Here is a 23,404-nt window from a genome sequence, read left to right on the forward strand (position 1 = left end):
TTGTTTAATGACCAAATCGACTCGCCAACCTTGGCGGCTCAGCTCATTGAAGCAGCTGGTACTTCTATCCTTTTTGGTTGTCGTTACACCTTTCGGCATCCTTATTTTTTACGCTACTGATGCTCTTGTAGAACAGTCGGCGCAAGGCCGTGTGCTCGCTCAACAAGCTTTAGAAGTCACACGCAGAGGCCAACAACTCGAACGATTAGCCGAGGATATCACCCGCTCTGCAAGGCAATACCAAATTCTAGCTAAGCCTGAAATTCAAGAACGTTTAAATCAGTATTTGTCGGAATACAGACAAGCGCTGATAATCCATAGCTTCCTGCTTAATGAGCAGAAAAAAGCTAACGAGATCACTGAATTGCTCGAAGGTATTGAGCGCGCTCACCCAATTGAGGCTAATTCACTACTCAGCCTCACGCGTGTGGTTAACGAACAGATCGACTTAGTCTTAGATCAACGCTTACAAGCGCTTAACGAAACCGCGCAAACAACACAGACTAAATTAAGTACCTTGGCGATTGTTCTTCTCGGATTAGAAGCCCTGTTAATCCTATTTTTTAGTTTTAAAATTATCCGTCCAGTTAACCGGATCGCCGCGCGCTTACAAGCATTAGGTACCGGCGAAGAATACATCGGTGCCAAAGTTGGTGGGCCGGATGAATTAGTTGAGTTAGATAGACAACTGGATTGGCTAACTGAACAACTAGCCGAAGTAGAAAACGAGAAGCAGCGTTTTTTACGCCATATGTCTCACGAATTAAAAACCCCGTTGACCACGCTGCGTGAAGGATCTGATCTTCTAGCAGAACAGGTTATTGGCGAACTTAATACCAGCCAACTTGAAGTGGCTAATCTGCTGCAGACCAACTCACGTCAATTACAGTCTTTGATTGAGCAACTCTTGGACTACAGCCGATTAAATCAGAATGAACCGGTTAACTTCCATCAAGTACATATACTCCCGGTAATTAACGAAGCGATTGAGCCTTTTAAGCTATTGCTCGAACAAAAGAAGATGCAGGTACAGTTGTCACAAGAAGATATCGAATGGTTTACTGACCGAGCAATGCTTATCCGTATTATCGGCAACCTAATATCTAATGCGGCGCTCTATGGAAGCTCCAGTGGTCGCTTGCTGGTTAGCACCAACGTACAAGCAGATTATCTGGTAATAGAAGTGGGTAACGACGGCCCCATCATTCCAGATGAAGATATTCCACACCTATTTACACCGTTCTACCAAGGCCAAAATCGACGCATTGGGCCTGTTAAAGGCTCCGGTATCGGATTGAGTATTGTTAGAGATGCCGCAGACTCATTAGGTGCCCACGTCACATTACATAGCAATCAGGATAGCTTTGTCAGCTTCCGTGTCAGCCTGCCAGTTAAAGAGCTTAGTACCCATGATTAAATACGCTCCACTTATCTTGTTACTGTTTCTTCAAGGGTGTGAATTTGTACCGACAAAATCACCTATGCCTGAACCAGAAGTAACAGAGAAGCCAATCTGTCGTATCAACGAAACACGACTTAATCAGTTACAAGGAATTGAAAGCCGCTTTTTACAGAAGCCTGATCAGCGCAGCAGCATCATGCAGCGAGCCATTCGCAGTAAAGACAGCGCCCTCTTAGCTCTACTTCTATCAACACCGCTTTCTTCAACAGAGCAATTACAGCAAGCCAAACGTAATTTTTCTAAAATTGTGCTCTACCCTCACCCATCCTGCCCTGGGGATCGTTACTTAGATATTCGTAACCAGTTCGCAACCGCGTTGCTATGGATGCGAGCGGAGCAAGATAATTTGTTAGAAGAGAATCGAAACCTGCAGGTTAAAATCGATGCGCTCACCCAGATTGAAACCGATCTAAACAATGAGCGTGAGGTACAGGAATGACCCCTCACGTTTTATTGGTAGATGATGATGCATCCCTACTAAAACTACTTTCAATGCGCTTAGAAGCCAGCGGATTTAAAATCAGTTGTGCGGAGAGCGCTGAACAAGCTCTAGAGATCCTCGATGACCAGATCGATCTAGTCATCACTGACCTTCGCATGGAAGGTATGGATGGCCTTGCCCTTTTCCAACAGCTGCAACAACGCTCTCCGCAGTTGCCGGTGATCATCATTACTGCTCATGGTTCAATCCCAGAAGCGGTAACGGCAACTCAACAAGGTGTGTTTGGCTTTCTCACCAAACCTATCGACCGAGACCAGCTGTTAGAAACGATTAATGCGGCCCTTGCGGGTACGAGTAGATCCGATAGTACATGGCGCAAAAATATTATCTGTCGCAGCCCGATTATGGAGAGCTTGCTACAGGAAGCAGAACAGATCGCAGGCTCCGATGTTAGCGTGCTCGTTACAGGCCCCAGCGGTAGTGGTAAAGAGCTATTAACCAACGCTATCCATCAAGCAAGCCCTCGCCATAAAAAACCGTTTATTGCGATTAACTGTGGTGCGCTACCAGAGCAACTTTTGGAATCCGAACTGTTCGGTCACGCCAAAGGAGCCTTCACTGGAGCAGTCAGCAAGCACGAAGGTCTTTTCCAAGCAGCCAACGGCGGCACTTTATTTCTAGATGAGATTGGCGATATGCCGCTATCTCTTCAAGTTAAGCTCTTGCGCGTTCTGCAGGAAAGACAAATTCGACCTGTGGGTTCTACCGAGACAATTCCTGTCGATGTGCGTGTCATATCTGCCACTCACCGCGATCTGGAAGTGGCGATGCAAGATCAACAATTCCGAGAGGATCTGTTCTACCGCCTTAACGTGGTGAATCTTCACTTACCACCGCTTGCAGAACGGCCTGAAGATATTCCGCCTTTGGCTCGCCACTTTGTTGAGCAAGCAGCAGCGAAGCATAACCCCAAGGTAAAAAATATCTCCTCAGATGCGCTTCAGGTTCTAGCCCAATCAGCGTGGCCGGGGAATGTCCGCCAATTAGAGAATGTTATCGAGAAGGTAACGGCATTAAGCACAACACCGGTTATATCTGATAGTGCCGTTAATCGAGCTTTGGTCAATCAGGATCAGGTGATCCAGAACTTTAACGACGCACGCGCTGATTTTGAAAAGCGCTATCTCAGAAAGGTATTACAGATTACCGAAGGCAATGTCTCTCAAGCTGCAAAAATAGCGAGAAGAAATCGTACAGACCTGTACAAACTATTGAAAAAACATGGTTTAGAAGCTGCCGATTACAAAGCCTAATTAGACAAAGAATGCTCTTTGATTTGGTGATTAAAGAGCTTTCTTACGCGCGATGATAAACACTTCCATATCTTTATGGCCATAATGCCATTGGCTCTCAATGCTAAAGCCAGCGGCTTTAATCTCATCGGCCAATTCATCTTCCGTGATCACGAATAGATCAGGCATTAATCCGAAGCACTTACCCACTGGTACAACCAATTTAAGAAAGCGCATATAAGAACCGCCCAAACAACCGGTACTACTCACAAAAACGCCACCGGGTTTTAAGATCCTAGCAGCTTCAGCAATTACCGCTTGCCAGTTGGGAATCAAATGAATCACATTTAAGCCCAAAACCACATCAACGCTTTCAGTCTCAGCATTGAAATCATTCAATGTCCCAAGATGAAAATCAACATTCCCTACACCTGCTTGATGCGCTCTTTCTCTCCCAATATCCAACATATTTTCGGAGATATCTATGGCATCAATATGGCCAACAAATGGCGCATGATGGATAGCAGTCGTACCTGTACCACAGCCAAACTCAACCACACGCATATCAGAAGAAAAGTAACTTTGCGTTTCCATTAATTTCTTTTGATACATCGCTTCATTGGGAACTGCTTTTTGCGAGTACTTTGCAGCAACGCCATCCCAAAACTTGTCTGACTCTATTTTATTCACAGGCTTGTTCATCTATCCCTTTCCTTTGGGCTATTTTAAAACGCGGACTTCAAAATAACGTAGATGCCCGACCATGTAAAAGTCAGTCATTTCTGGATTAACACTCAAAGGTTTGATTGCGCCGAAGAAGCCCTCCAATTCTTACAAACCTCTAAATTCTCAACTATATTTTATTACTGAATCCACATAGAGGCAGTTAGCGACTTAATTCAGTTTCGGCCTTGATCTGGTCAGTAGTCATATCGAATAGATAGGTATGTATATGCGAGTTAAAACGTGTTTATTAATCTGCACATTAAGCCTTCCAGCCTTAGCACAAGATGATATAAACATGGACGCAGTAGAGGGTGAAAAATTCGATTCCGATTCAGTGCATTTATTGACGATGCCCTACCCTCCTTACACGGAAATAGTTGACGGCAGAATAACCGGAACGTCAGTAGAGAATATCCGTTGTGCTTTTGAAGCGATGCCCGAAAAGGTTGCAATACACGCAAGGCCTTTCAATCGAGCAAAACTGCTCACCAAACAAGGTAAAGCCGACGGTTTCTTTTCAGCATCTCATAAAAAAAGCCGAGACGCTTACGCAACCCATTCGGGAGCGATAGAAACCCAAAATTGGACGTTCTTCCAACTGAAAGATTCCCCCTTTGACCCAGAATCTGAAGAGTTTAAACAGGAAGCAGTAACTACCAGCTTTTTGGGATCAAACATGCACAGCTGGCTTCAGAGTAATGGCTATAAAGTTACCGGAAACCCACCGACGAATAGTGAACAACTGCTCTCAATGCTTATACATAAACGGATTGATGCTTTTTTGATGAATGAGCAAGCGATGGATCATGCGATGACTGACAAACAGAGAGCGATGACCAAAAGGAAAGTAATTCACAGCCACAATTTAGGTGTCTATTTTGGCCATCATTTCCTAAGACACAACCCGGGCTTTTTAGAACGATTTAATAGTGCCTTAGCTGTGTGTACAGAAGGGAAATTTACTCACCGTTCAGAAGAAATTTCACCTGCGTACCTTAAAAAGTAGAACTGTATTGGTAACTGGATTATTGCAATAAAGTCGATAAGTATCGGGGCAAGCATTATTTAATCGCCCCGATGTTTTCAACGAAAAAACTCAAAATACGACTATTATTTCACAATCGTTAACAACACCTGCCCAACAGAAATACCAAATTTTTTCATCTTTGACTCGTTCACAATCACTGACGGTGAAACCCGATACATCTTGTCATCGATAGTCAGATCGATAGTGCCATCTTTATAAGGCGCTCTAAGAACATATTGCATAAACAACGCATTGCCACTGACCAGAGCATTTGCTGGCCCAACCACATCATTAGCCTCGGCAATATAATTGCCCAAGCCATCAGGTGTCAGCGTCCAAACCCGGCGTTGTTTTTCACCATCATCAAAAACAAAATCTTCTTCCAATACACCAACACCCTCTCGCCAATAAGCTTTGATGTCGGCATTGAAATGGCGAATCACTTTTCCTGACCAATCCTTTACTACGCCATGGGCAGTAAGATCACCATCAAAGAACTCCTCTAAAACTAACGCAGGATCCTTATCCTTGTACTCCTCAATATTGATAGAGGAACACCCCGTTAAAAATAGAGGGCCAATAAGAAATAAGCGGAAAAGAAAGTTTTGAACAGTCAAGTTGATACTCCGTATACATCAGCAATCATTATTTATATATACGGGTAAGTTGTATTTTGGATTGTTGAGTAGGACTATAAATCGTCCAAGAAGACTGACGATTTATTCAGATTAAGATGAATTCTTTTAAACTTTCGTGCTCATTAACTTTTCACTACCACTAAAGCCAAGACGGGAATATAAACTGTGAGCATCATCTGTCACCAGAAATTGGAATCTATCTTTCCAACGCGGATCGTTAATCATAATTTCAGTTAACCATTTCCCCAGCCCCTGACTTCTGTATTGCTTATCAATAATGACATCAGCCAGATAAGCGACTGAAGCGAAGTCGGTGACCACTCTGGCAAAGCCTATCTGCTTTTCACCTTTAAAGAGTGAAAAACAAACGCTGTTCTCTATCGATGTTTTTATGACATCAATAGCTCTCTCATTTGCCCAGTAAGATTGCTTTAGCAGAGCTTGGACGCTTTCAAGCTGAACCTTTTCCCGTTCATCGTAGATCTGAAAACCACCTTTTTCATACTTCATAAGAAACCCCATTTAAAAATCATAAAAAAACAGCCATGAAGGCTGTTTTGATAAGTTACTCTCTTAGACGTTCAACTCTCGCTTACTGATAATCATCCGGTAGCGTAATACCCATCGCATTGGCTTCAACCTGGGCTTGTTGCTGAAAGCGCTTACGCACCATCGTTCCTTTAGGTTTAGTCAGGTAGAACAGCCATTTACTAGCGATTTCAGGTTTCAGATTATGCTCTTCACCCCAGCTTTGGATAAACGCAAACAGCGTGTTATCACTTTTATCAGGTAAGGCTACTGCAACAGGTAGATCGAGTTGCTCTCCTGCTCGTACTCTCCGACTGATTACATCATAGTTGTAGCGAAAGTCTGGAAAAACATCGACTTCAGCTTCTGTGCGCAAACGAAACCAACCCGTTGCTTTACCGGCATGGTAGATCGCTGGATGGGTCCATTTGTGTGTCGAAGCTTTATCCGCATTTAGGCACGCTTCTTCGTAAGCGTGCTTAGTTGCGGGTAAACCATGATCGCCAGTTTGGGTACGAAGTACATCAAGAAACTCGGAAATCGTCGGCATCCATGCGCTGTGCTCTTTGCAATAATCAATTGCAGCCACCAGCTCGTGTTCGGTATAGCCACCAAGGCTAAGTGCCCATTCACGTTTTGCGATACGGATTTCGTCTTGGGTCTCAAAACAGCTCTTAAATTTATGGCCATAGATCGCCATAAAACGCGCAAATATCATATTAACCAGCGTTTTGACTTCGACTGTTAGCTCTCGCTGAGCAGTTTTTGTTCCCTGCTCTTGGTTACCAGTCGGTGTCCTTGATGTCCATGATTGCTGCGGTAACCCGTTGTCGTTTTTCGCGAGTATCTCTGCGGGGGTTTTCATGGCTGAAACCTTTGCCTTGTTGTTCGTTATTTATACGTTGTTGACGTCCATCCCTAGTTTGCTTGTTAATCCACTCCCTTTTTACCCAAGCTAGGAATTTCTGATCCCAGTTGGTTTCTTTACGGTCTTTATCTAACCAGTAAAGCACAAATTCATCCAAACATGTTTGTGCAAATTGTGGCGATATATTATGCCGCGGAAGCAACGCATAAAAATTGTCGGACGGTTGCCAATTCAGCTCCATTCCTTGAAGCTGTTTTTTACGCTGCTCTTGTTTATTAAAGCACACTTGTAACTCATCAGAGCGGCCATTATTAACCTGCTGTGCTTTTCTCGCCCAACCTATGCTGCCACCAAAGGTCGGAGCAGGACCAGGGTTAGGGATATTCTGTGGCTGCACTGCTGGCGCTTGATCAGGATAGTACGGCGTATCCTTCATCTCTGGATACTGATCCTGTGGATAGCCTGATTGTGCAGGTTGAGTTTGTGGGTGATTTTGCTGGTTATAATTCGATTGTGCATAACTCGGCTCAGATTGCTCAACCTCGACAGGCAGTTCTTCAACCTGTGTCGGAATCGTTTCCATAACCGGTAACCGACTTACAATCTCAACATCACCTTCAGGCACGTCATCAAACGATGCTTCAGAGACTTGCTCTTCAACAACAAAGCGGATTCTTACACGGCCATCATTAGCGAATGCAGCATCAATGATATTTGCACTGACTAAAACGCTGGTTAATTGAGCTAACCGCTCTTCGTCCCAAAACTCACCTAACGCAAGCCATTGTTCACGAGAAAATATAAGTTCTGGCGCTTGTGCTGTATCCGTTACATTTTGGAGACGTTCTACCCTTTGATGATAGAGCGTCAACAATACAGCTGCTTCAACACCTACTTCCTTGACTAAGGATGGGTATAGCAAGATAGGTGTTTCAGAAAAAACATAACTCATGAATATGTAATCTTACCTAAACAGATTTGGCATTTCGTTAACCGAATACCATAAACAAAAAAGCCGCAGTGATGAGCCGCGGCTTGTGACCATCAAACGTGATTAGCCATCCTGTGCAAAACGTTCTACTGCGCGTAGTACATCTCGACGACTAATCTGGCCGATTAGTTTACCATCTTTTACTACCGGTAAACGACGGCGTTTATTATTAATAAACTCTTCCGCCACTTTTATGATGTCGGCATCATGATTAATGGTGAAAACCTCTTCCGACATATAGGTACCAACAAGGCCACCCATCTCTTCTTCGTGGTAGGTTAAAGTCAGGATTGCTTTTAGACAGTCAACTTCTGACATTAAGCCAATAAGCTTGCCATTTTGATCGACTACAGGCGCGCCTGTGATTCGGTATTCGAGTAGCTGATTAATCGCATCAAAAAGATCGGTTTCAGGGGTAAAGGTGATTAAGTCTTCACACATGTAATCCTGAGCTTTTACGGATCTTAGCATTACCATTCCTCCATGGCCGGCAGCTTTAACAGGTTTGGAAACATCGACCTGCCAAACCACCCAAACAAGGTAAACCGGTATCGTTTTCAACCGGGCTACCTCTATGTGTACACCTAACAGTGGCAACTCGCAAGCGATCAGATCAAGGTTAAGCCCGAAGAAAATAGGTTAACGTGCAACGGGCTAATACCTTGTAGGGAGAAGAGCTAACTTATGGCCCCTAAGCAGTTTATTGGATTTTTGCGCAATTTAAATAATTAATTGAAAACAACCGTTTTATTACCTTGCACTAAGATCTTATCTTCCAAGTGCCAACGCAAACCGCGAGATAACACTGTTTTCTCGACATCACGCCCTAAACGCACCATATCTTCTGGCAGATCGCGATGACTGATACGCACAACGTCCTGATCAATGATTGGACCTGCATCTAACTCTTCAGTCACATAGTGACAGGTGGCACCGATCAGTTTTACACCACGCTCATGGGCTTGATGGTATGGCTTAGCACCGGCAAAAGAAGGTAAGAAGCTATGGTGGATATTAATGATGCGATGAGCATATTCAGAACAGATGTCCGACGGTAAGATCTGCATATAACGCGCAAGTACAACTGTTTCCGCCGAGTGTTCGCGAATTAAACGGCTAACTTCCTCAAAGTGAGGCTGTTTATTCTCTTTATCCACAGGCACATGATAGAAAGGAATATTATGCCATTCGACCATGCTGCGTAGATCGTCGTGGTTGGAGATTACACAAGGGATCTCACAGTCTAGTTCACCTTCATGGTAACGATAGAGTAGATCAGCAAGACAATGTGCTTCTCGGCTTGCCATCAAAATCACACGTTTAGGGGTAGCGGAGTCAGTGATATCCCAATCCATATTGAAGGATTGCGCTATCGGAGCAAAAGCAGACTTTAACTCTTCGAGGGAGAAAGGCAGCGTTGCCGCACTGATCTCTACTCGCATAAAGAACCAACCGGTTGTGCTATCAGAGTGTTGGTTTGCGTCAGAAATCGAGCCACCATGACTAGAGATAAAGTTACTTACCATCGCCACAATGCCCACTCTATCGGGACACGCCAAAACCAGCCTGAATCTACGTTCCATTTACGTAAAGCTCCGCAAGAAAATGTGAAGCTTCATTCTAACAGCAGTTATTTCTCCGGTGGAATTGCCTAGCTAAGTATTCTTGCCCTAAAACAATGATTATTGGCTTTACTTAACCAAATAACTGATCAGATGCAGCTGCGCAGCGGAAATCATTCCGATGTAAACCCGATATAGCATGGGTATACCACGTCAGTTGAGCACGCCCCCAAGCTGTTAAAATATCAGGATGATGATTTCGTGCTTCTGCAAGTTCCCCAACCTTGTTGGTAAAAGCTAACGCTTCGACAAAGTTTGCAAATTTGTAATTACGTTGCAGAGTCGGAACACCTTCTAATTGAATCACCTGCCAATTAGGTAACGATTGGAGGAGCACTTCTATTTCAACACCTGTTAGGGCTTGGCTATCTTTATGGCAGCTTTCACAAGCTTCTGTAGCTAAATCCATCATGTCACCTCATAAAATCACTATTCCGTCGTTCTATATCAACAAGGTTTTCCATCCGCTTAATCACTCATATACTGTAAGTGATACTGGGAAAAGGGAATATCAAAGATGTCAGAACCTATGGCCCCTTTAAGCGCTTGCCGACTTGGGTTAGATACGCATCAAGAACCCACGATCTACCTTCGTCATGATAGTCCAGTTTGCCGCTCTGAGGGATTTTCTGCCCTCTCTCGGGTGATGGTTCGGACGGAACGAAAACACCTGATCGCTACCCTCAATATGGTAACAAGCAACCTTTTAATGCCCGGTGAGATCGGTTTTTCTGAATCTGCCTGGAAAAGAATGGAGCTGAGAGAGGGGAATTCTGTTTGGTTATCTCACCCTAAACCCGTGCAATCCCTCTCCTATCTGCGCGCTAAGGTATTTGGTAGCGAACTCAGTCAAGAACAACTCCGTGAAATCATCGATGATATTGTCGCAGGGCGCTATGCCGATGTGCACCTAGCCGCGTTTATTACGGCCTGTGCATCAGACAAACTAAGTATTCGAGAGATCACCGATCTAACCCGCGCAATGGTCGACTCTGGCAGCCAGATCGAATGGGGCTTACCTCAGGTTGTGGATAAACACTGTGTTGGCGGTTTGCCCGGTAATCGCACAACCCCCATTATTGTTTCGATTCTAGCAGCTGCCGGATTAACCATGCCGAAAACATCTTCACGGGCCATTACCTCTCCTGCCGGGACTGCCGATACCATGGAGACTTTAACTAATGTCAGCTTGAGCCTAGAGCAGATGCGCTCGGTAGTTGAACAAGAAGGCGGCTGCCTAGCTTGGGGAGGATCAGTGCGACTCTCCCCATCTGATGATCTGCTAATCCAAGTGGAGCGTGCTTTAGATATCGACAGTGAAGGTCAACTGATTGCCTCAGTGCTCTCTAAAAAAATTGCCGCGGGTGCTACTCACGTTGTGATTGATATTCCGGTCGGCGAAACCGCTAAAGTTAGAAGCCAAGAGTCTGCTCAAGCGCTTGCGGATAACTTTAAAGCAGTCGCCAGCACTCTCGGGCTAACGGTACATACACTACTAACCGATGGATCTCAGCCTATAGGTCGAGGCATCGGGCCGGCTCTTGAAGCACGGGATATTTTATCAGTGCTACAAAACAAGAAAGATATGCCCACAGACTTACGGCAGCGTGCCGCAGAAGTTGCAGGCGCCATGTTAGATCTGATCAATGATTTGCCAGAGGGCGAAGGTTATAAACAAGCCCTTAGGATTTTGGAGTCTGGGGCGGCTTGGGAGAAATTTCAGGCGATCTGTAAAGCTCAGGGGGGTCTTAAAACACCACCTATCGCGCCCTACCGTTATGAATTAATTGCCCAGAAAACGGGCATCGTTGATCAAATTAATAACCGTAAGCTCGCTAAAGTAGCCAAATTAGCCGGTGCTCCAGCCGACTTAGCAGCAGGAGTAGATATGCATTGTAAGCTAGGTGATAAAATCGATCTGAATCAACCTCTGCTAACCATCCATGCGGAAAGCTCAGGCGAGCTAAGTTACGCCGTCGATTATTTAGAAGATCATTCGGATATTATCCACATTATTGCTGGAAGGGAGCCTTCATAAAATGCAGCCAATTCTATTCAATTTAGAAAGTGATCATGATCTTGCTCAATCCCTAGCAATTGAGGTGGATGCAGAAGTCGGTAAGTTAGATCTGCGCAACTTCCCTGACGGCGAAAGCTATCTACGTGTGTTAAGCGAGTGCCAACATCGCTCAGTCATTGTGCTTTGTAACTTACACCATCCCGATGACAAAATACTCAAACTCATTTTTCTAACCCATACACTGAAATCCCTAGGAGCGTCTCGCATCGGGTTAGTAACCCCTTACCTCGCTTATATGCGCCAAGATAAGGCCTTTCATCCAGGTGAAGCGGTTTCATCGAGACCTTTTGCTCAACTGCTTTCAGAACAATTCGATTGGCTTGTCACCTTAGATCCACATCTCCACAGATATAATTCCTTAGATGAGATCTACAGCTTAAAAAGCTCCGTAGTGCATGCAGCACCCATGATTGCTGATTGGATAAACCACCACATTGCACAACCTCTGCTCATTGGCCCTGATAGTGAAAGCGAACAATGGGTGAGCGAAGTTGCGCATTTATCCAAAGCGCCTTTTCAAGTATTGGAGAAAGTTCGCCATGGGGATTACTCTGTCGAAGTGTCAGTGCCTGAAATCGAACAGTGGGAAGATCATACTCCCGTGTTGGTAGACGACATTATTTCAAGCGGTAAAACCATGTCAGAAACCATTACCCACCTGCACCAGCTTGGGTTAAAGTCCCCGACTTGTATCGGAGTTCATGGTCTGTTTTCTGATGATGACTTTAATGCACTCGCTATAAAAGCCAAGATCGTTACCTGTAACAGTGTGCCTCACACAAGTAATGATATTGATATTAGTCATGCGTTAAGCCAAGCCATACTGAAGTGGATCTAAATGTGAAAAGCTATGTTGCCGATGATCTGGACTGTTGGCTTGATCCTACATTTATAAATCCAAACGAAGCCGAATTCTTTTACACCTCACTATATGGAGAAGTATCTTGGCAACAAGATAAGATCCGAATGTTTGGCAAATGGGTCTCCATTCCGCGCTTACAAGCCTTTATGGCTGATTCCGGCATAACTTATACCTATTCCGGTCTAACCTTAGCCGATAACCCTTGGCACCCTGTCGTTGCGGAGATTAAAAAGCGCGTTGAAGAATACACTGAGACCTCTTTCAACGCCGTACTCATAAATCTGTATCGCGACGGTAATGACAGTATGGGCTGGCATAGGGATAATGAACCGGAATTAGGCGACAACCCGAAAATAGCCAGTGTTTCTCTAGGCAGTAGCCGACGTTTCCTATTAAAATCAACCGCTGATCAACGCCACGAACTCATCCTCCCCTCTGGATCTCTCTTATGGATGGGTGATCAAATACAAAAACACTGGCAACACAGTGTCCCCAAAACGAAAAAAACACTCTCCCCTCGTATAAATCTCACCTTCCGTGACATGAAAATTTAATACAAATCAAAAGATTAGCAGTGGAATAATCTGGTATAACTAATATATTCACTAATATTTGATATAAAGACTAACTCATTTAACTACAGTAAGTTATACTGCCGCGCACTTGAGTAGAGCCGGGCAATTTACCCAACCTTTCATATGGGTTTGCCTAAGTAATAAAAATAAGTTAGCTGGACGAAACTTAAGAGCCATTTTTTGATAAATTTCTATTCCACTGTCATCGCAGTCGGGTGAGGCTTTACTGCATAAAGATGACATGGAATCGACCTATTCGGTTCGTGCACAGTTAACAAAAAAATATAAGAATAATTAAGATATACAAATGCACATCGATGCACCTGAACAAGACGCTGTAGAACAGGGTCAAACTAGCGCAGAAGAGCTAAATACAATTCTGCGTTTGCAGAACCAAGTACTTGAAGAGATCGTTTTAGACACACAACCCGACTCCATCTTTACGTCGGTTTGTCAGTTTATTGAAAACTGTGTCGCGGATAGTATCGCTTCAATCATGCTGTTGGATAGCAACAATCGACACCTGTCCATTGTCTGCGCCCCTAGTATTCCTCAAGAATCTCTAGCACTACTAAATGGTTTAGTCCCGAGCCCAAAGGCTGGGTCCTGCGGTACAGCAGTGTATACGGGGAGCCCCGTTTATGTTTCTGACATCGAACAGGACGACTGCTGGCAAAATTTACAAGATGTCGGCCAAGAATTAGGAATCAAAGCCTGTTGGTCTTACCCAATCCGCATTGATTCTGAACATGTTGCGGGCAGCATCGCTATATCTAGCCCCAAACCACGAACACCGACTGCATTTCATCACCAGCTTTTAGAAGCAGCCGCAAATATCATTAGTATTGCACTCAAGAGACTAAAGGCTCAACAGTACTTGGAACATTCAGAAAACCTTTTGCAGAACATCACCAAAGCGATGCCCGGTGTTGTCTACCAATATCGATTAACGTCTGATCTCAAGCAAGAGTTTATCTACATCGGCCCAGGGATAGAGCAAATTTCTGGTGTAACTGCAGAAGAAGCGACCGAAGACTTCCGTCAATTTTGGAAACAGGTCCACCCCGAAGATCAACCCAGCCTGTGGGCAAGTATTATTCACACTAGTCAGCATAAACTGCCGTGGTCACATGAGTTTCGTGTATTCCACCGCAACGGTGACCTTCGCTGGGTTCGAGGATCTTCCCTACCAGATACCTCTAATAAACAAGATCCAACTCTTTGGAACGGGGTTTTACTCGATATTACGCCTGAAAAAGCCTCTATCGAGCAACTACGTTTAGCCGGCATCGCCTTTTCAAGCACTAATGAAGGGATCATGATCTCCGATTGCAACAATAAAATTATTGATGTCAATCGCGCCTATACCGATCTCAGTGGCTACAGCCGCGAAGAACTTATTGGTAAAAGCCCTTCCCTACTTAAGTCGCCGCGGCACGATAAAGATTTCTTCCAAAACATGTGGGCCGCTCTTGCAGAAGAGGGACACTGGCAAGGCGAGATATGGAACCGCCGTAAAAATGGCGAGGTTGCTCCCCACTGGGTAAGCATTAATGCGGTTCACGACCCAGAGACGCACGAGCTCACTCACTTTGTAAGTGTGAATGCAGATATTAGTAATATCAAAGCATCTGAAGAGAAACTCTCTCACCTAGCGCACCACGACCCACTAACGAATCTGCCTAACCGATTGTTGTTTGGCGCTCGTTTAGAGCATGCTTTAACCCACAGAGAATCCAACGAAAAAATTGCCATGTTGCAGCTGGATCTCGACCGTTTTAAGCATATAAATGACAGCCTGGGTCATAAATATGGCGACCAACTGCTGTTACAAGTAACAGAGCGTTTAAGCAAGACTCTGAGCACTCGAGACACCCTTGCACGTATCGGTGGAGATGAATTTGCCATCTTACTTGAAGAACTCGAACACGCGGCAGATGCTGCGACTATAGCCGATGCTATTGTCGAAGCGATGGAGCAACCCTTCCAATTAGACGGAAAAGACTACTTCACAACAGCAAGTATCGGTGTCGCACTCTCCCCTGATCATGGTGATGACCTGGATACTGTGACTAAAAATGCAGATATCGCGCTTAATCAGGCTAAAGACTCAGGTCGAAATAATTACGCATTCTTCCAACCAGAACTATCGGAAACGGTTGAGGAGTGGATCAGACTAGAGCCTGAACTGCGTAAAGCTGTTTCGGAAAAACAGTTTGTTCTCTATTACCAACCACAGATGGATGCGACTGGTGAAAAAATAATTGGCGCTGAAGCTCTAATCCGCTGGGAGCACCCTGAAATGGGTCTAATCCCACCGGGACAATTCCTATCCATTGCAGAAGAGATCGGCCTACTGACTAAAATGGGTGATTGGGTATTAGAAGAAGCCTGTGCACAACTTTCTCGCTGGAGAGAAGCAGGACTGACTAACTTCCGTTTAGCTGTCAATCTAGCGAGTGACCAGATCACGAAACAAGACCTTCCCTCAGAAATTAAAACCTTGCTGGATAAGTACGATATACCAGCTGATATGTTAGAACTAGAAATACTAGAAACCTTCCTACTCGATCATGAGAAAGAAGCAACTACAACGCTCCAAGCTTTAAGACAGCAAGGTGTTCATCTCGCTCTAGATGATTTTGGAACAGGCTATTCTTCGCTGCGCTACCTTAAGCAATTACCGATTACCAAAGTCAAAATTGATCAATCCTTGGTAAGAGATATTCCAAGCGACCCTGACGATGAAGCGATTGCCAAAGCAGTGATTCTACTTGGCCATACCTTGGATCTCAAAGTCTGTGCCGAAGGTGTTGAAACAACTGCACAACGGGCATTTTTGGAGCAAGAGGGATGCGATCAGCTCCAGGGCTTTTTATTCAGTAAACCGATCCGACAGGAACAATTTACTGAATTACTGCTAGCCCAAAAGCGGATTCAAGAAGTCGAATACAGTTAAAGTCCTTTAACCCACTCTAGTAACCATGGTTCTGCTTCCTCTAGTGGAGCCATGGTTTCACAAGCATCAATCACTAAATTATCCCCAACTCTTTGCGATTTAAGCTCTTGCATTAAACCATCCATTAAATAGCCAGCTTCAGCGAAGGTATCGTAGGAGCTATCACCTAAAGCAATCACTCCATATTTGACGGTGGACATCTGCGGCAGCTGATCTTTTAACTGATCGTACAGGGGTAATAAATTATTCGGAATTTCCCCCTGACCGGTTGTTGATGTACAGATTAAAACCACTTCAGTTTCAGTTGTGACAACCTGATCAATCTGCGGATTACGTAATAGCTCCACAGAGTGTTGTAGCTCAGTTAATTTTTGTGAGCACATCTCAGCTACATCAAGCGCATTGCCGTATACTGAACCTACTACCACCTTAATTACTGCCATTTAAAATCCTACTGTACATACTGATCGATGTACTTTATTTCGATAGTGAATGTATAAATATATTCACCATTCTCACCGATTTTCTGGCAATAACCAAGCTGACTCCTACACTGAGAGAGTAGATCTGTTTATCGGAGGGGATAAGCTATGGGTAACGAAAGTCTTTCTAAGCTACTTGATGAATGGGAAGGTCGCGCGCGCAAAGTTAACGGTCGCAAAGAAGAACAGCTCTCCATCTATAAAAGCGATTCGATCAAACTCGCAGCCTTAGCCAGTATGTATAAGCTATCTAAGGACGATGTCGTCGCCACCTTAATCCACGAGGCATTGAATGAGCTGGAAGCAAAGATGCCCTATATCCAAGGAAGTAAGGTAATAAGAATTGAAGATGGTGAAGAGATTTACGAAGATGCAGGCCCTATGCCTCGCTATCTAGCTGAGCAAAAAAAGGTACTTCAAGCTTCTTAATGGCAACACCTTCACCATAAAAAATGCCGCAAGGAGTGGTGGCTTGCGGCATTCTCTAGTACATCAAGCGGTGCACTTAAAACAGCTAATTAAAGCGTTTTAAGGTAAGCGATCAGGTAATCCTGCTCAGCTTTATCTGTAATCTCAACGTGACGCATACGAGTACCTGGTACAAAGTCATCGTTACCTGCCACCCACTTACGCAAGTTTTCTTCATTCCAAGTAATATCAGAATTTTTTAGTGCATCAGAGTATGCAAAGCGTGGAAGTGCTGCTGCTTTACGGCCAAAAACGCCAATTAAACTAGGACCGAAAGCATTTTTACTTGTATCTAGTGAGTGACAAGATGTGCACTTGTTAAAAATCTCTTTACCCGCAGCCTGCATCATCGCTTCGTCATCAGCGATAGCAACAGAAGATAGAGATACAGATAGGCTCACAGCAAGTGCAGAAATCATTTTAGTTTTCATCATTCATTTTCCCCTAAATGAATACTTCTTTTACAAACACTCTACTCCTGCTGCAGCGCACAAAAATTGATCTTGCTCAGTTTTTTATTCACATATTTATAAAACAGATAGAACATACGAACCTAGATCAATAAAACTTAATATAGCAGCAACTTATTTAGTAAAAACAGTTTGCTGCCGATATTTCAGGCACAAAAAAACGCAGCCGAAGCTGCGTTTTTATTACAATACTAAATGCTGATTAAGCTTGTTTAGCAATAATCTCTTTCCACTTAGCTGGGCCTGTTGTGTGAACAGACTCACCAGACGTATCTACCGCTACAGTTACAGGCATATCCTTAACTTCAAACTCGTAGATTGCTTCCATGCCCATTTCAGGGAATGCAAGTACTTCAGCGTTAGTGATCGCTTTAGATACTAGGTAAGCAGCACCACCCACAGCCATTAGGTAAACAGCTTCGTTGTCTTTAATTGCGTCAATTGCAACAGGACCACGCTCAGACTTACCAATCATGCCCAGAAGGCCTGTGCTTTCGATAACCTGACGAGTGAATTTATCCATACGCGTAGACGTTGTTGGGCCAGCGGGGCCTACAACCTCGTCACGTACTGGATCAACAGGGCCTACGTAGTAGATGAAGCGGCCTTTAAGATCAACTGGTAGCTCTTCGCCATTATTTAGCATCTCTACCATTTTCTTGTGCGCTGCATCACGACCTGTCAACATTTTACCGTTCAACAGAATCGTTTCGCCTACTTTCCACTCTTTAACTGCTTCTGGGGTGATCTCATCAAGATTTACTCGACGTGTGTTGGAACCCACTTCGAATGTAACGTCTGGCCAATCATCCAAGCTTGGTGGTGTTAGAACCGCTGGGCCACTACCGTTCAATGTAAAGTGAGTGTGGCGAGTCGCTGCACAGTTAGGGATCATGCATACAGGTAGTGAAGCGGCGTGTGTTGGGTAATCCTTGATTTTGATATCAAGAACAGTGGTCAAACCACCTAAGCCCTGAGCACCTATACCTAGATCGTTAACTGCATCCATGATTTCTAGACGTAGTTCTTCAACACGGTTCTGTGGACCACGCTCACGTAGCTCGTGAATGTCGATTGGATCCATTAGGGATTCTTTCGCCATTACAGCTGCTTTCTCAGCAGTACCACCAATACCTATACCTAGCATGCCAGGTGGGCACCAGCCCGCACCCATTGTTGGTACTGTTTTAACAATCCAATCAACGATACTGTCAGATGGGTTAAGCATCACCATCTTAGATTTGTTTTCAGAACCACCGCCTTTCGCTGCAACGTGAACTTCTACTTCGTCACCATCAACAATTTCATAGTGAATTACCGCTGGCGTATTATCTTTTGTGTTCTGACGCTTGCCTGCTGGGTCAGCAAGAATTGAAGCACGTAGAACATTATCAGGATGCATGTATGCACGACGAACACCTTCGTTCACCATGTCCGTTACATTCATTTCAGCATCCCAAGTTACGTTCATACCTACTTTCAGGAATACTGTAACGATACCTGTATCCTGACATAGAGGTCGCTTACCTTCAGCACACATACGGGAGTTGATAAGGATCTGCGCCATTGCGTCTTTTGCCGCTGGGTTTTCTTCCTTCAGGTAGGCTTCGTGTACGCCTTGAACAAAATCAAGCGGATGGTAGTAAGAGATAAACTGTAATGCATCAGCAACGCTGCTGATGAAATCGTCTTGGCGGATTACGCTCATTCGGAGACTCCAGTAAAGCTTCTTGTCATAAAGGATCAGGGAGTTAAAACTCAACCATGCTTTGTGAAAACACGCCTGACTCATACCCATTTACTCTCTCTTAAAGGAGAGTTTTTACTGGAAAGGGAGTATACACCAAAAGTACCGCAATAAGGTGTCGGGCATTGGTAGTACTCACACAATCTTTTTTACTACTTAATGTAGAAACAAGGTGTGATAGCGTATTTATCTGACCTCAAAAAAGGAGCGCAGAGCAGTAACAAATGCCAAAGATCAAAAAGGAGCGCCCTGTCGCTTTGGTGATTGGTTGGCGCGCCCCCTTATCTAAAGCCAATAGCTTCAATGGCTTAATCACAAAGGGAATGGATAACAATACCACCAACGCAAAAGGCATAGAGCCGTTGATACTCAAAGCCAAGCAGCCTAGATAAATACAGATCATTAGAGCCTTATACAACTGAGAGGCTCGAGCGTAGCCAATCTTCACCGTTAACGTTTTGATCCCCGCCGCTGTATCTTCTTCGAAATCGCGTAGTTCGTTACTCAGCAGAAGTAGCGAGACAAACAGAGACACAGGGATAGAGATCAAAAGGGCCGAATGCGATAGCTCTTTGGCCAGCACATAGCAAGCACCGCTTACCATCAGAACACCCATCAACCAAAACACCAAAAACACCGCTAAACCGCGACGCTTGTAGTTTATCGGCTCCATCGTATAACCAAGCGCGCCTATTATTCCGATAACTGAGAACAGCAGAAGTAACATCCCAGATACAGCAATGAGGTAACAAGCGATGACAGCCGCAAAGAGAATACAGCCTAAACCCAGATTAAAATTAAAACGGATCTGCTGTTGTGAAGCTGAAGAGAGTTGAAGATTGGGCTGGGAAAGGTCGGCGTAGTCATTAATTAGATTAACCCCAGCTTGCAAAAGCAAACCCGCCATTAGGATTAAGCTCGCGAGTAAAGGATCGCCAAAGCCTTCGCGATAGGCACTCAAAATACCTGTTAGACAAACAATCAAAGCAACGCTGAATGAAAACGGCCTCAACGCATGCCTAAACAGGTACTTCTCGGCGATCATCGCATTTACTTCTGACTGCTGTACTCAGGTGCGTTTGGTAGATCACGCATCAACAACGCGTATTCTGGATCAGCATTCAGATTCATAGGAATCTTCATGACATGTCCAGAACCTGGCGCAACATCAGCAGACTTTCCTTTCTTATCGATCATCTCATCAAGTTTGAACTTGTGATTACCTTGAGGCGTCATTAGCTCAAGTGTATCGCCTTTAAGGAAGCGGTTTCGTACATCAATCTCAAGCATGCCATCTGCATAACCAAGCACTTCACCCACAAACTGCTGGTGTACGCCTACAGAGTTACCTGTTTCATAGTTCTGATACTCATCATGAACGTGACGACGGTAGAAGCCTTCGGTATAACCACGGCTCGCTAGGTTTTCTAGCTCATCCATCAAGCTCATATCAAATGGGCGACCGGCAACTGCATCATCGATCGCTTTACGATAAGTCTGTGCAGTACGCGCTACATAGTAGTGTGACTTAGTACGACCTTCGATCTTCAAAGAATCTACACCAATTTCAGCTAAACGGTGTACGTGCTGAATTGCTCGAAGATCTTTAGAATTCATGATGTAAGTACCATGTTCATCTTCAAAAGCAGGCATATACTCACCCGGGCGAGTCTCTTCCTGAAGCAGGAAGATTTGATCGGTTGGCTTACCTTCACCCAATGCCGGATTTACTTCTTCCGCATTTGGATCAAACTGTTCCACTGGTACTACGTCACCCGATTCATCGACTTTCGCTTCGTGAGCATCATATTTCCAGCGGCAACTATTGGTGCATGTACCTTGGTTTGGATCACGCTTATTAATGTAACCAGATAGCAGGCAACGACCCGAATAAGCGATACAAAGCGCACCGTGAACAAAGACTTCAATCTCCATCTCTGGGCAACGCTGTTTGATCTCTTCTACTTCATCAAGAGATAGCTCGCGAGATAGGATTACACGCTCAACCCCCATAGAGTGCCAGAACTTAACCGCAGCCCAGTTCATGGTATTCGCCTGAACAGACAGATGAATCGGCACATCAGGGAAATGCTCTTTCACTAGGTAGATCAAGCCTGGATCAGACATAATCAATGCATCGGGTCCCATCGCAATCACTGGGCGCAAGTCATCGATGTATGTTTTTAGCTTACTGTTATGAGGCAGAATGTTACTTGCTAGGAAGAACTTTTTACCCAACTGGTGAGCCAGATCGATCCCTTCTGCTAGGTTATCCATATTAAAGTCATTGTTACGCACACGTAGACTGTAACGAGGCTGACCGGCATAAACAGCATCTGCACCGTAAGCAAATGCATATTTCATATTTTTCAAAGTCCCTGCAGGGGACAATAGTTCTGGATTTAGCATAGTAATGAAGGGACTAGTTAATAAGATATGAATTAAAAGTTAAAAGATCTGTTAAGCCAGATCTTTTAAAGGAATCTCAAACAGCGGCGTGTAGATAGAACCATCTTCACCCGGCTTACTTTGAAATAGCACCACCGAATCAGCCAAACTGTACATATCCAGCGCTGGCCACTCTTTTGGTGCTTTAAACGTATTTTTTCCTGGCAAACGGCCTAAGGTCACATGAGGTTTGAAATCATCTTCCTCATACTTAAGGCCAGCCTCGGTTGCCACATTGATCATCAACTCATGCAGCACCTGCAATTCCTCATGCAGATCAGGTAAAGCAGCAACTAAAGCTAACTTTTTGTTAACTTTGTAATATTCCGCTTTGTTAATATGTACCTGAAAGGAGCTAAAGTCAGCCAATTTCTCGCGGGCACACTTTTCCAACTCTTCAACCTGATTAAGATTGATATCACCTAAGAAACACAAGGTAAGATGATAGCGATCGGAATCCACCCAATTGATTTCTGTTTTGCGGTCAAACTCGCATAATGTATCAGCGTGATCAGCCAACCAACGTACAACAGAATCAGGTAGCGTCAGTGCAAAAAAAGCACGGATGTTCATAGAGGCTTACTATATCCCTATTTTTTTGAGGAATAGCGTATTCTGCCTTCAAGATGACCCATTGGCAAACCCTGAAGGCAGAATCTAACTATCATTTATGCTGCTCTATCTTTGTTCAAGCAGCAATTGCATATTGTTTAACTTCTGACGAACTTGCAAAAGGTCCTGATTTAACTGGCGGCGCGTACCGTCAAAGGCACGGATAGCCTGCTCGTTCACTTTCACTTTACGCTCTAGATCAGCGTTACTTTTGCCTTCCAACTTAGCGATACGGTCATTTAACATACGTTGAGTTTTTAATAGATCATCCATCTGCTCTTTCGCCAACTCATTTGTTGTACGCATTTCCGATTCAACTCGTGAAGTAAGCTTAGTCAGTTTCGCTATTTCTGCATCAACAGTTTTCTTTATGCCTGAAATACTCACCAACTCTTTTTTCTGCTTAGCAATCTGAGACTTTAGGGACTTAACTGCTTTTTGTTGAGTCTGCAGGTTTTTCTTCAATGCAGTCAGCTCTTTTGCCTGCTTTTCAATAAGTGGCTTATTCTTTTTATGAGCAATATCCCACAACTTAGCAATTTCAGAATCTAGCTGTTTGTCTTTCTGCTTTAAAGCTGACTCTAACGAGGACACATTGCCTTGAAGCTCCTCACCCGATTCAGCCGCACCCTGCTCTGCTTCTTTCAACAAAGCTTCTAATTGAACAATCTGTTCCTGTGCTTTTTCAAACGTTGCCTGTTGAGATTGATACATTTCAAAACCAAAGTAGCCAAGTACAGACACCGCAACCACTAAGATAACCATCACTACTGATTGAACAATACCTCCTCCTGTTGAGGCTGGCGCTGACACAGAGGCTAGTGAATCACCAGATCGAGGTCGCATAGCTGAAGACGCAGAGCGGTTTTCACCAGCAGGATCGGCAGGCCCAAAATTTGGTACTTCAATATTGTCGTCGTCGCGGTTCATGGCTATCCATATACTAACTAAATTGAAATTCCCGCTATTTTACGCGGAAAAAAAAAGCCCCGCAAAAATGCGAGGCTCTTTAAAGCTTAAATAAGCGAGGAGGATGATGTCGGGTAAGGAATAACCATTGCTGGTTACCCCTCCCCTAAGAACCACCCGTGCGGCTTTCACCGCA

The 23,404-nt window shown here is 44.3% G+C and carries 24 protein-coding genes; 9 read left to right on the forward strand and 15 right to left on the reverse strand.

The features are described 5' to 3' along the window. The first annotated feature begins 7 nt into the window (after window positions 1-7). The 3 genes from ACMXYO_RS12270 to ACMXYO_RS12280 are packed head-to-tail and all read left to right on the forward strand — an operon-like array spanning window position 8 to window position 3,217. Window positions 8-1,417, forward strand: a complete 1,410-nt coding sequence (locus tag ACMXYO_RS12270) for a sensor histidine kinase (protein WP_415885391.1) — start codon at window positions 8-10, stop codon at window positions 1,415-1,417. Further along, the gene (locus tag ACMXYO_RS12275) at window positions 1,410-1,901 is read left to right on the forward strand and encodes a hypothetical protein (RefSeq protein ID WP_415885392.1); all 492 of its coding nucleotides are present in this window, start codon (window positions 1,410-1,412) and stop codon (window positions 1,899-1,901) included. Before ACMXYO_RS12270 ends, ACMXYO_RS12275 begins: the two co-directional genes overlap by 8 nt. After that, a complete protein-coding gene (locus tag ACMXYO_RS12280; RefSeq protein WP_415885393.1) occupies window positions 1,898-3,217 on the forward strand; it encodes a sigma 54-interacting transcriptional regulator in 1,320 nt (439 codons plus the stop codon). Before ACMXYO_RS12275 ends, ACMXYO_RS12280 begins: the two co-directional genes overlap by 4 nt. 30 nt (window positions 3,218-3,247) lie before the next feature. On the opposite strand, the gene ACMXYO_RS12285 is transcribed toward ACMXYO_RS12280, so the two are convergent. After that, window positions 3,248-3,898, reverse strand: coding sequence for a class I SAM-dependent methyltransferase (locus ACMXYO_RS12285; protein WP_415885394.1), 651 nt, complete (start codon window positions 3,896-3,898; stop codon window positions 3,248-3,250). A gap of 250 nt (window positions 3,899-4,148) precedes the next feature. Between ACMXYO_RS12285 and ACMXYO_RS12290 the strand changes: the two genes are divergently transcribed. Then, window positions 4,149-4,928: a substrate-binding periplasmic protein gene (locus ACMXYO_RS12290; RefSeq protein WP_415885395.1), complete on the forward strand. Its 780-nt coding sequence runs from the start codon at window positions 4,149-4,151 to the stop codon at window positions 4,926-4,928. 104 nt (window positions 4,929-5,032) lie between these two features. Here ACMXYO_RS12290 and ACMXYO_RS12295 read toward each other — a convergent pair whose 3' ends face one another. The 7 genes from ACMXYO_RS12295 to ACMXYO_RS12325 all read right to left on the reverse strand — a co-directional run bounded on the left by ACMXYO_RS12295 (window position 5,033) and on the right by ACMXYO_RS12325 (window position 10,005). Next, complete coding sequence (locus ACMXYO_RS12295) at window positions 5,033-5,566, reverse strand: DUF3833 domain-containing protein (protein ID WP_415885396.1); 534 nt, start codon at window positions 5,564-5,566, stop codon at window positions 5,033-5,035. A gap of 126 nt (window positions 5,567-5,692) precedes the next feature. Beyond that, window positions 5,693-6,097 (reverse strand): GNAT family N-acetyltransferase, encoded by a 405-nt coding sequence (locus ACMXYO_RS12300; protein WP_415881957.1) that lies wholly within the window; start codon window positions 6,095-6,097, stop codon window positions 5,693-5,695. Between the two features lie 82 nt (window positions 6,098-6,179). Then, window positions 6,180-6,980, reverse strand: coding sequence for a replication protein P (locus ACMXYO_RS12305; RefSeq protein ID WP_415885397.1), 801 nt, complete (start codon window positions 6,978-6,980; stop codon window positions 6,180-6,182). After that, window positions 6,898-7,935 (reverse strand): DnaT-like ssDNA-binding domain-containing protein, encoded by a 1,038-nt coding sequence (locus ACMXYO_RS12310; protein WP_415885398.1) that lies wholly within the window; start codon window positions 7,933-7,935, stop codon window positions 6,898-6,900. Before ACMXYO_RS12310 ends, ACMXYO_RS12305 begins: the two co-directional genes overlap by 83 nt. A 102-nt stretch (window positions 7,936-8,037) precedes the next feature. Next, window positions 8,038-8,445 carry a CBS domain-containing protein gene (locus ACMXYO_RS12315; protein ID WP_415888100.1) on the reverse strand — a complete coding sequence of 136 codons (408 nt, stop codon included), beginning with the start codon at window positions 8,443-8,445 and terminating at the stop codon, window positions 8,038-8,040. 257 nt (window positions 8,446-8,702) lie between these two features. Continuing rightward, on the reverse strand, window positions 8,703-9,557 hold the full coding sequence (gene purU, locus ACMXYO_RS12320) for a formyltetrahydrofolate deformylase (RefSeq protein WP_415885399.1): 855 nt from the start codon (window positions 9,555-9,557) through the stop codon (window positions 8,703-8,705). Window positions 9,558-9,669: 112 nt separating this feature from the next. Then, window positions 9,670-10,005: a 4a-hydroxytetrahydrobiopterin dehydratase gene (locus tag ACMXYO_RS12325; protein WP_415885400.1), complete on the reverse strand. Its 336-nt coding sequence runs from the start codon at window positions 10,003-10,005 to the stop codon at window positions 9,670-9,672. A gap of 108 nt (window positions 10,006-10,113) precedes the next feature. Between ACMXYO_RS12325 and ACMXYO_RS12330 the strand changes: the two genes are divergently transcribed. The 4 genes from ACMXYO_RS12330 (at window position 10,114) to ACMXYO_RS12345 (ending at window position 16,072) form a co-directional block, all read left to right on the forward strand. After that, window positions 10,114-11,634: a thymidine phosphorylase family protein gene (locus tag ACMXYO_RS12330; RefSeq protein ID WP_415885401.1), complete on the forward strand. Its 1,521-nt coding sequence runs from the start codon at window positions 10,114-10,116 to the stop codon at window positions 11,632-11,634. 1 nt (window position 11,635) lies between these two features. Beyond that, the gene (locus ACMXYO_RS12335) at window positions 11,636-12,514 is read left to right on the forward strand and encodes a ribose-phosphate pyrophosphokinase (RefSeq protein WP_415885402.1); all 879 of its coding nucleotides are present in this window, start codon (window positions 11,636-11,638) and stop codon (window positions 12,512-12,514) included. Between the two features lie 2 nt (window positions 12,515-12,516). Then, complete coding sequence (locus ACMXYO_RS12340) at window positions 12,517-13,092, forward strand: alpha-ketoglutarate-dependent dioxygenase AlkB family protein (protein WP_415885403.1); 576 nt, start codon at window positions 12,517-12,519, stop codon at window positions 13,090-13,092. A gap of 328 nt (window positions 13,093-13,420) precedes the next feature. Then, entirely contained in the window at window positions 13,421-16,072 is a 2,652-nt protein-coding gene (locus ACMXYO_RS12345; protein ID WP_415885404.1) for an EAL domain-containing protein, read from the forward strand. Here the strand turns inward: ACMXYO_RS12345 and ACMXYO_RS12350 are convergent. Continuing rightward, the gene (locus ACMXYO_RS12350) at window positions 16,069-16,515 is read right to left on the reverse strand and encodes a flavodoxin (RefSeq protein ID WP_415885405.1); all 447 of its coding nucleotides are present in this window, start codon (window positions 16,513-16,515) and stop codon (window positions 16,069-16,071) included. The genes ACMXYO_RS12345 and ACMXYO_RS12350 overlap by 4 nt on opposite strands. Window positions 16,516-16,662: 147 nt before the next feature. On the opposite strand from ACMXYO_RS12350, the gene ACMXYO_RS12355 reads away from it, so the two are divergent. Beyond that, window positions 16,663-16,983, forward strand: coding sequence for a hypothetical protein (locus tag ACMXYO_RS12355; RefSeq protein WP_415885406.1), 321 nt, complete (start codon window positions 16,663-16,665; stop codon window positions 16,981-16,983). Between the two features lie 89 nt (window positions 16,984-17,072). Here ACMXYO_RS12355 and ACMXYO_RS12360 read toward each other — a convergent pair whose 3' ends face one another. From ACMXYO_RS12360 to ACMXYO_RS12385, 6 genes are all read right to left on the reverse strand, one after another. Continuing rightward, a complete protein-coding gene (locus tag ACMXYO_RS12360; protein ID WP_415881969.1) occupies window positions 17,073-17,456 on the reverse strand; it encodes a c-type cytochrome in 384 nt (127 codons plus the stop codon). A gap of 238 nt (window positions 17,457-17,694) precedes the next feature. Further along, entirely contained in the window at window positions 17,695-19,200 is a 1,506-nt protein-coding gene (locus ACMXYO_RS12365) for a fumarate hydratase (RefSeq protein WP_415881970.1), read from the reverse strand. Between the two features lie 235 nt (window positions 19,201-19,435). Next, entirely contained in the window at window positions 19,436-20,284 is an 849-nt protein-coding gene (locus ACMXYO_RS12370) for a prenyltransferase (protein WP_415885407.1), read from the reverse strand. Window positions 20,285-20,289: 5 nt separating this feature from the next. Next, on the reverse strand, window positions 20,290-21,648 hold the full coding sequence (gene yegQ / locus ACMXYO_RS12375) for a tRNA 5-hydroxyuridine modification protein YegQ (RefSeq protein WP_415885408.1): 1,359 nt from the start codon (window positions 21,646-21,648) through the stop codon (window positions 20,290-20,292). 51 nt (window positions 21,649-21,699) lie between these two features. Further along, window positions 21,700-22,260, reverse strand: coding sequence for an RNA 2',3'-cyclic phosphodiesterase (thpR, locus tag ACMXYO_RS12380; RefSeq protein ID WP_415885409.1), 561 nt, complete (start codon window positions 22,258-22,260; stop codon window positions 21,700-21,702). 105 nt (window positions 22,261-22,365) lie between these two features. Next, the gene (locus ACMXYO_RS12385; RefSeq protein WP_415885410.1) at window positions 22,366-23,229 is read right to left on the reverse strand and encodes a hypothetical protein; all 864 of its coding nucleotides are present in this window, start codon (window positions 23,227-23,229) and stop codon (window positions 22,366-22,368) included. Between the last annotated feature and the right edge of the window lie 175 nt (window positions 23,230-23,404).

It is taken from the genome of Neptuniibacter sp. QD37_6 (assembly GCF_047778085.1).
Taxonomy (GTDB): domain Bacteria; phylum Pseudomonadota; class Gammaproteobacteria; order Pseudomonadales; family Balneatricaceae; genus Neptuniibacter.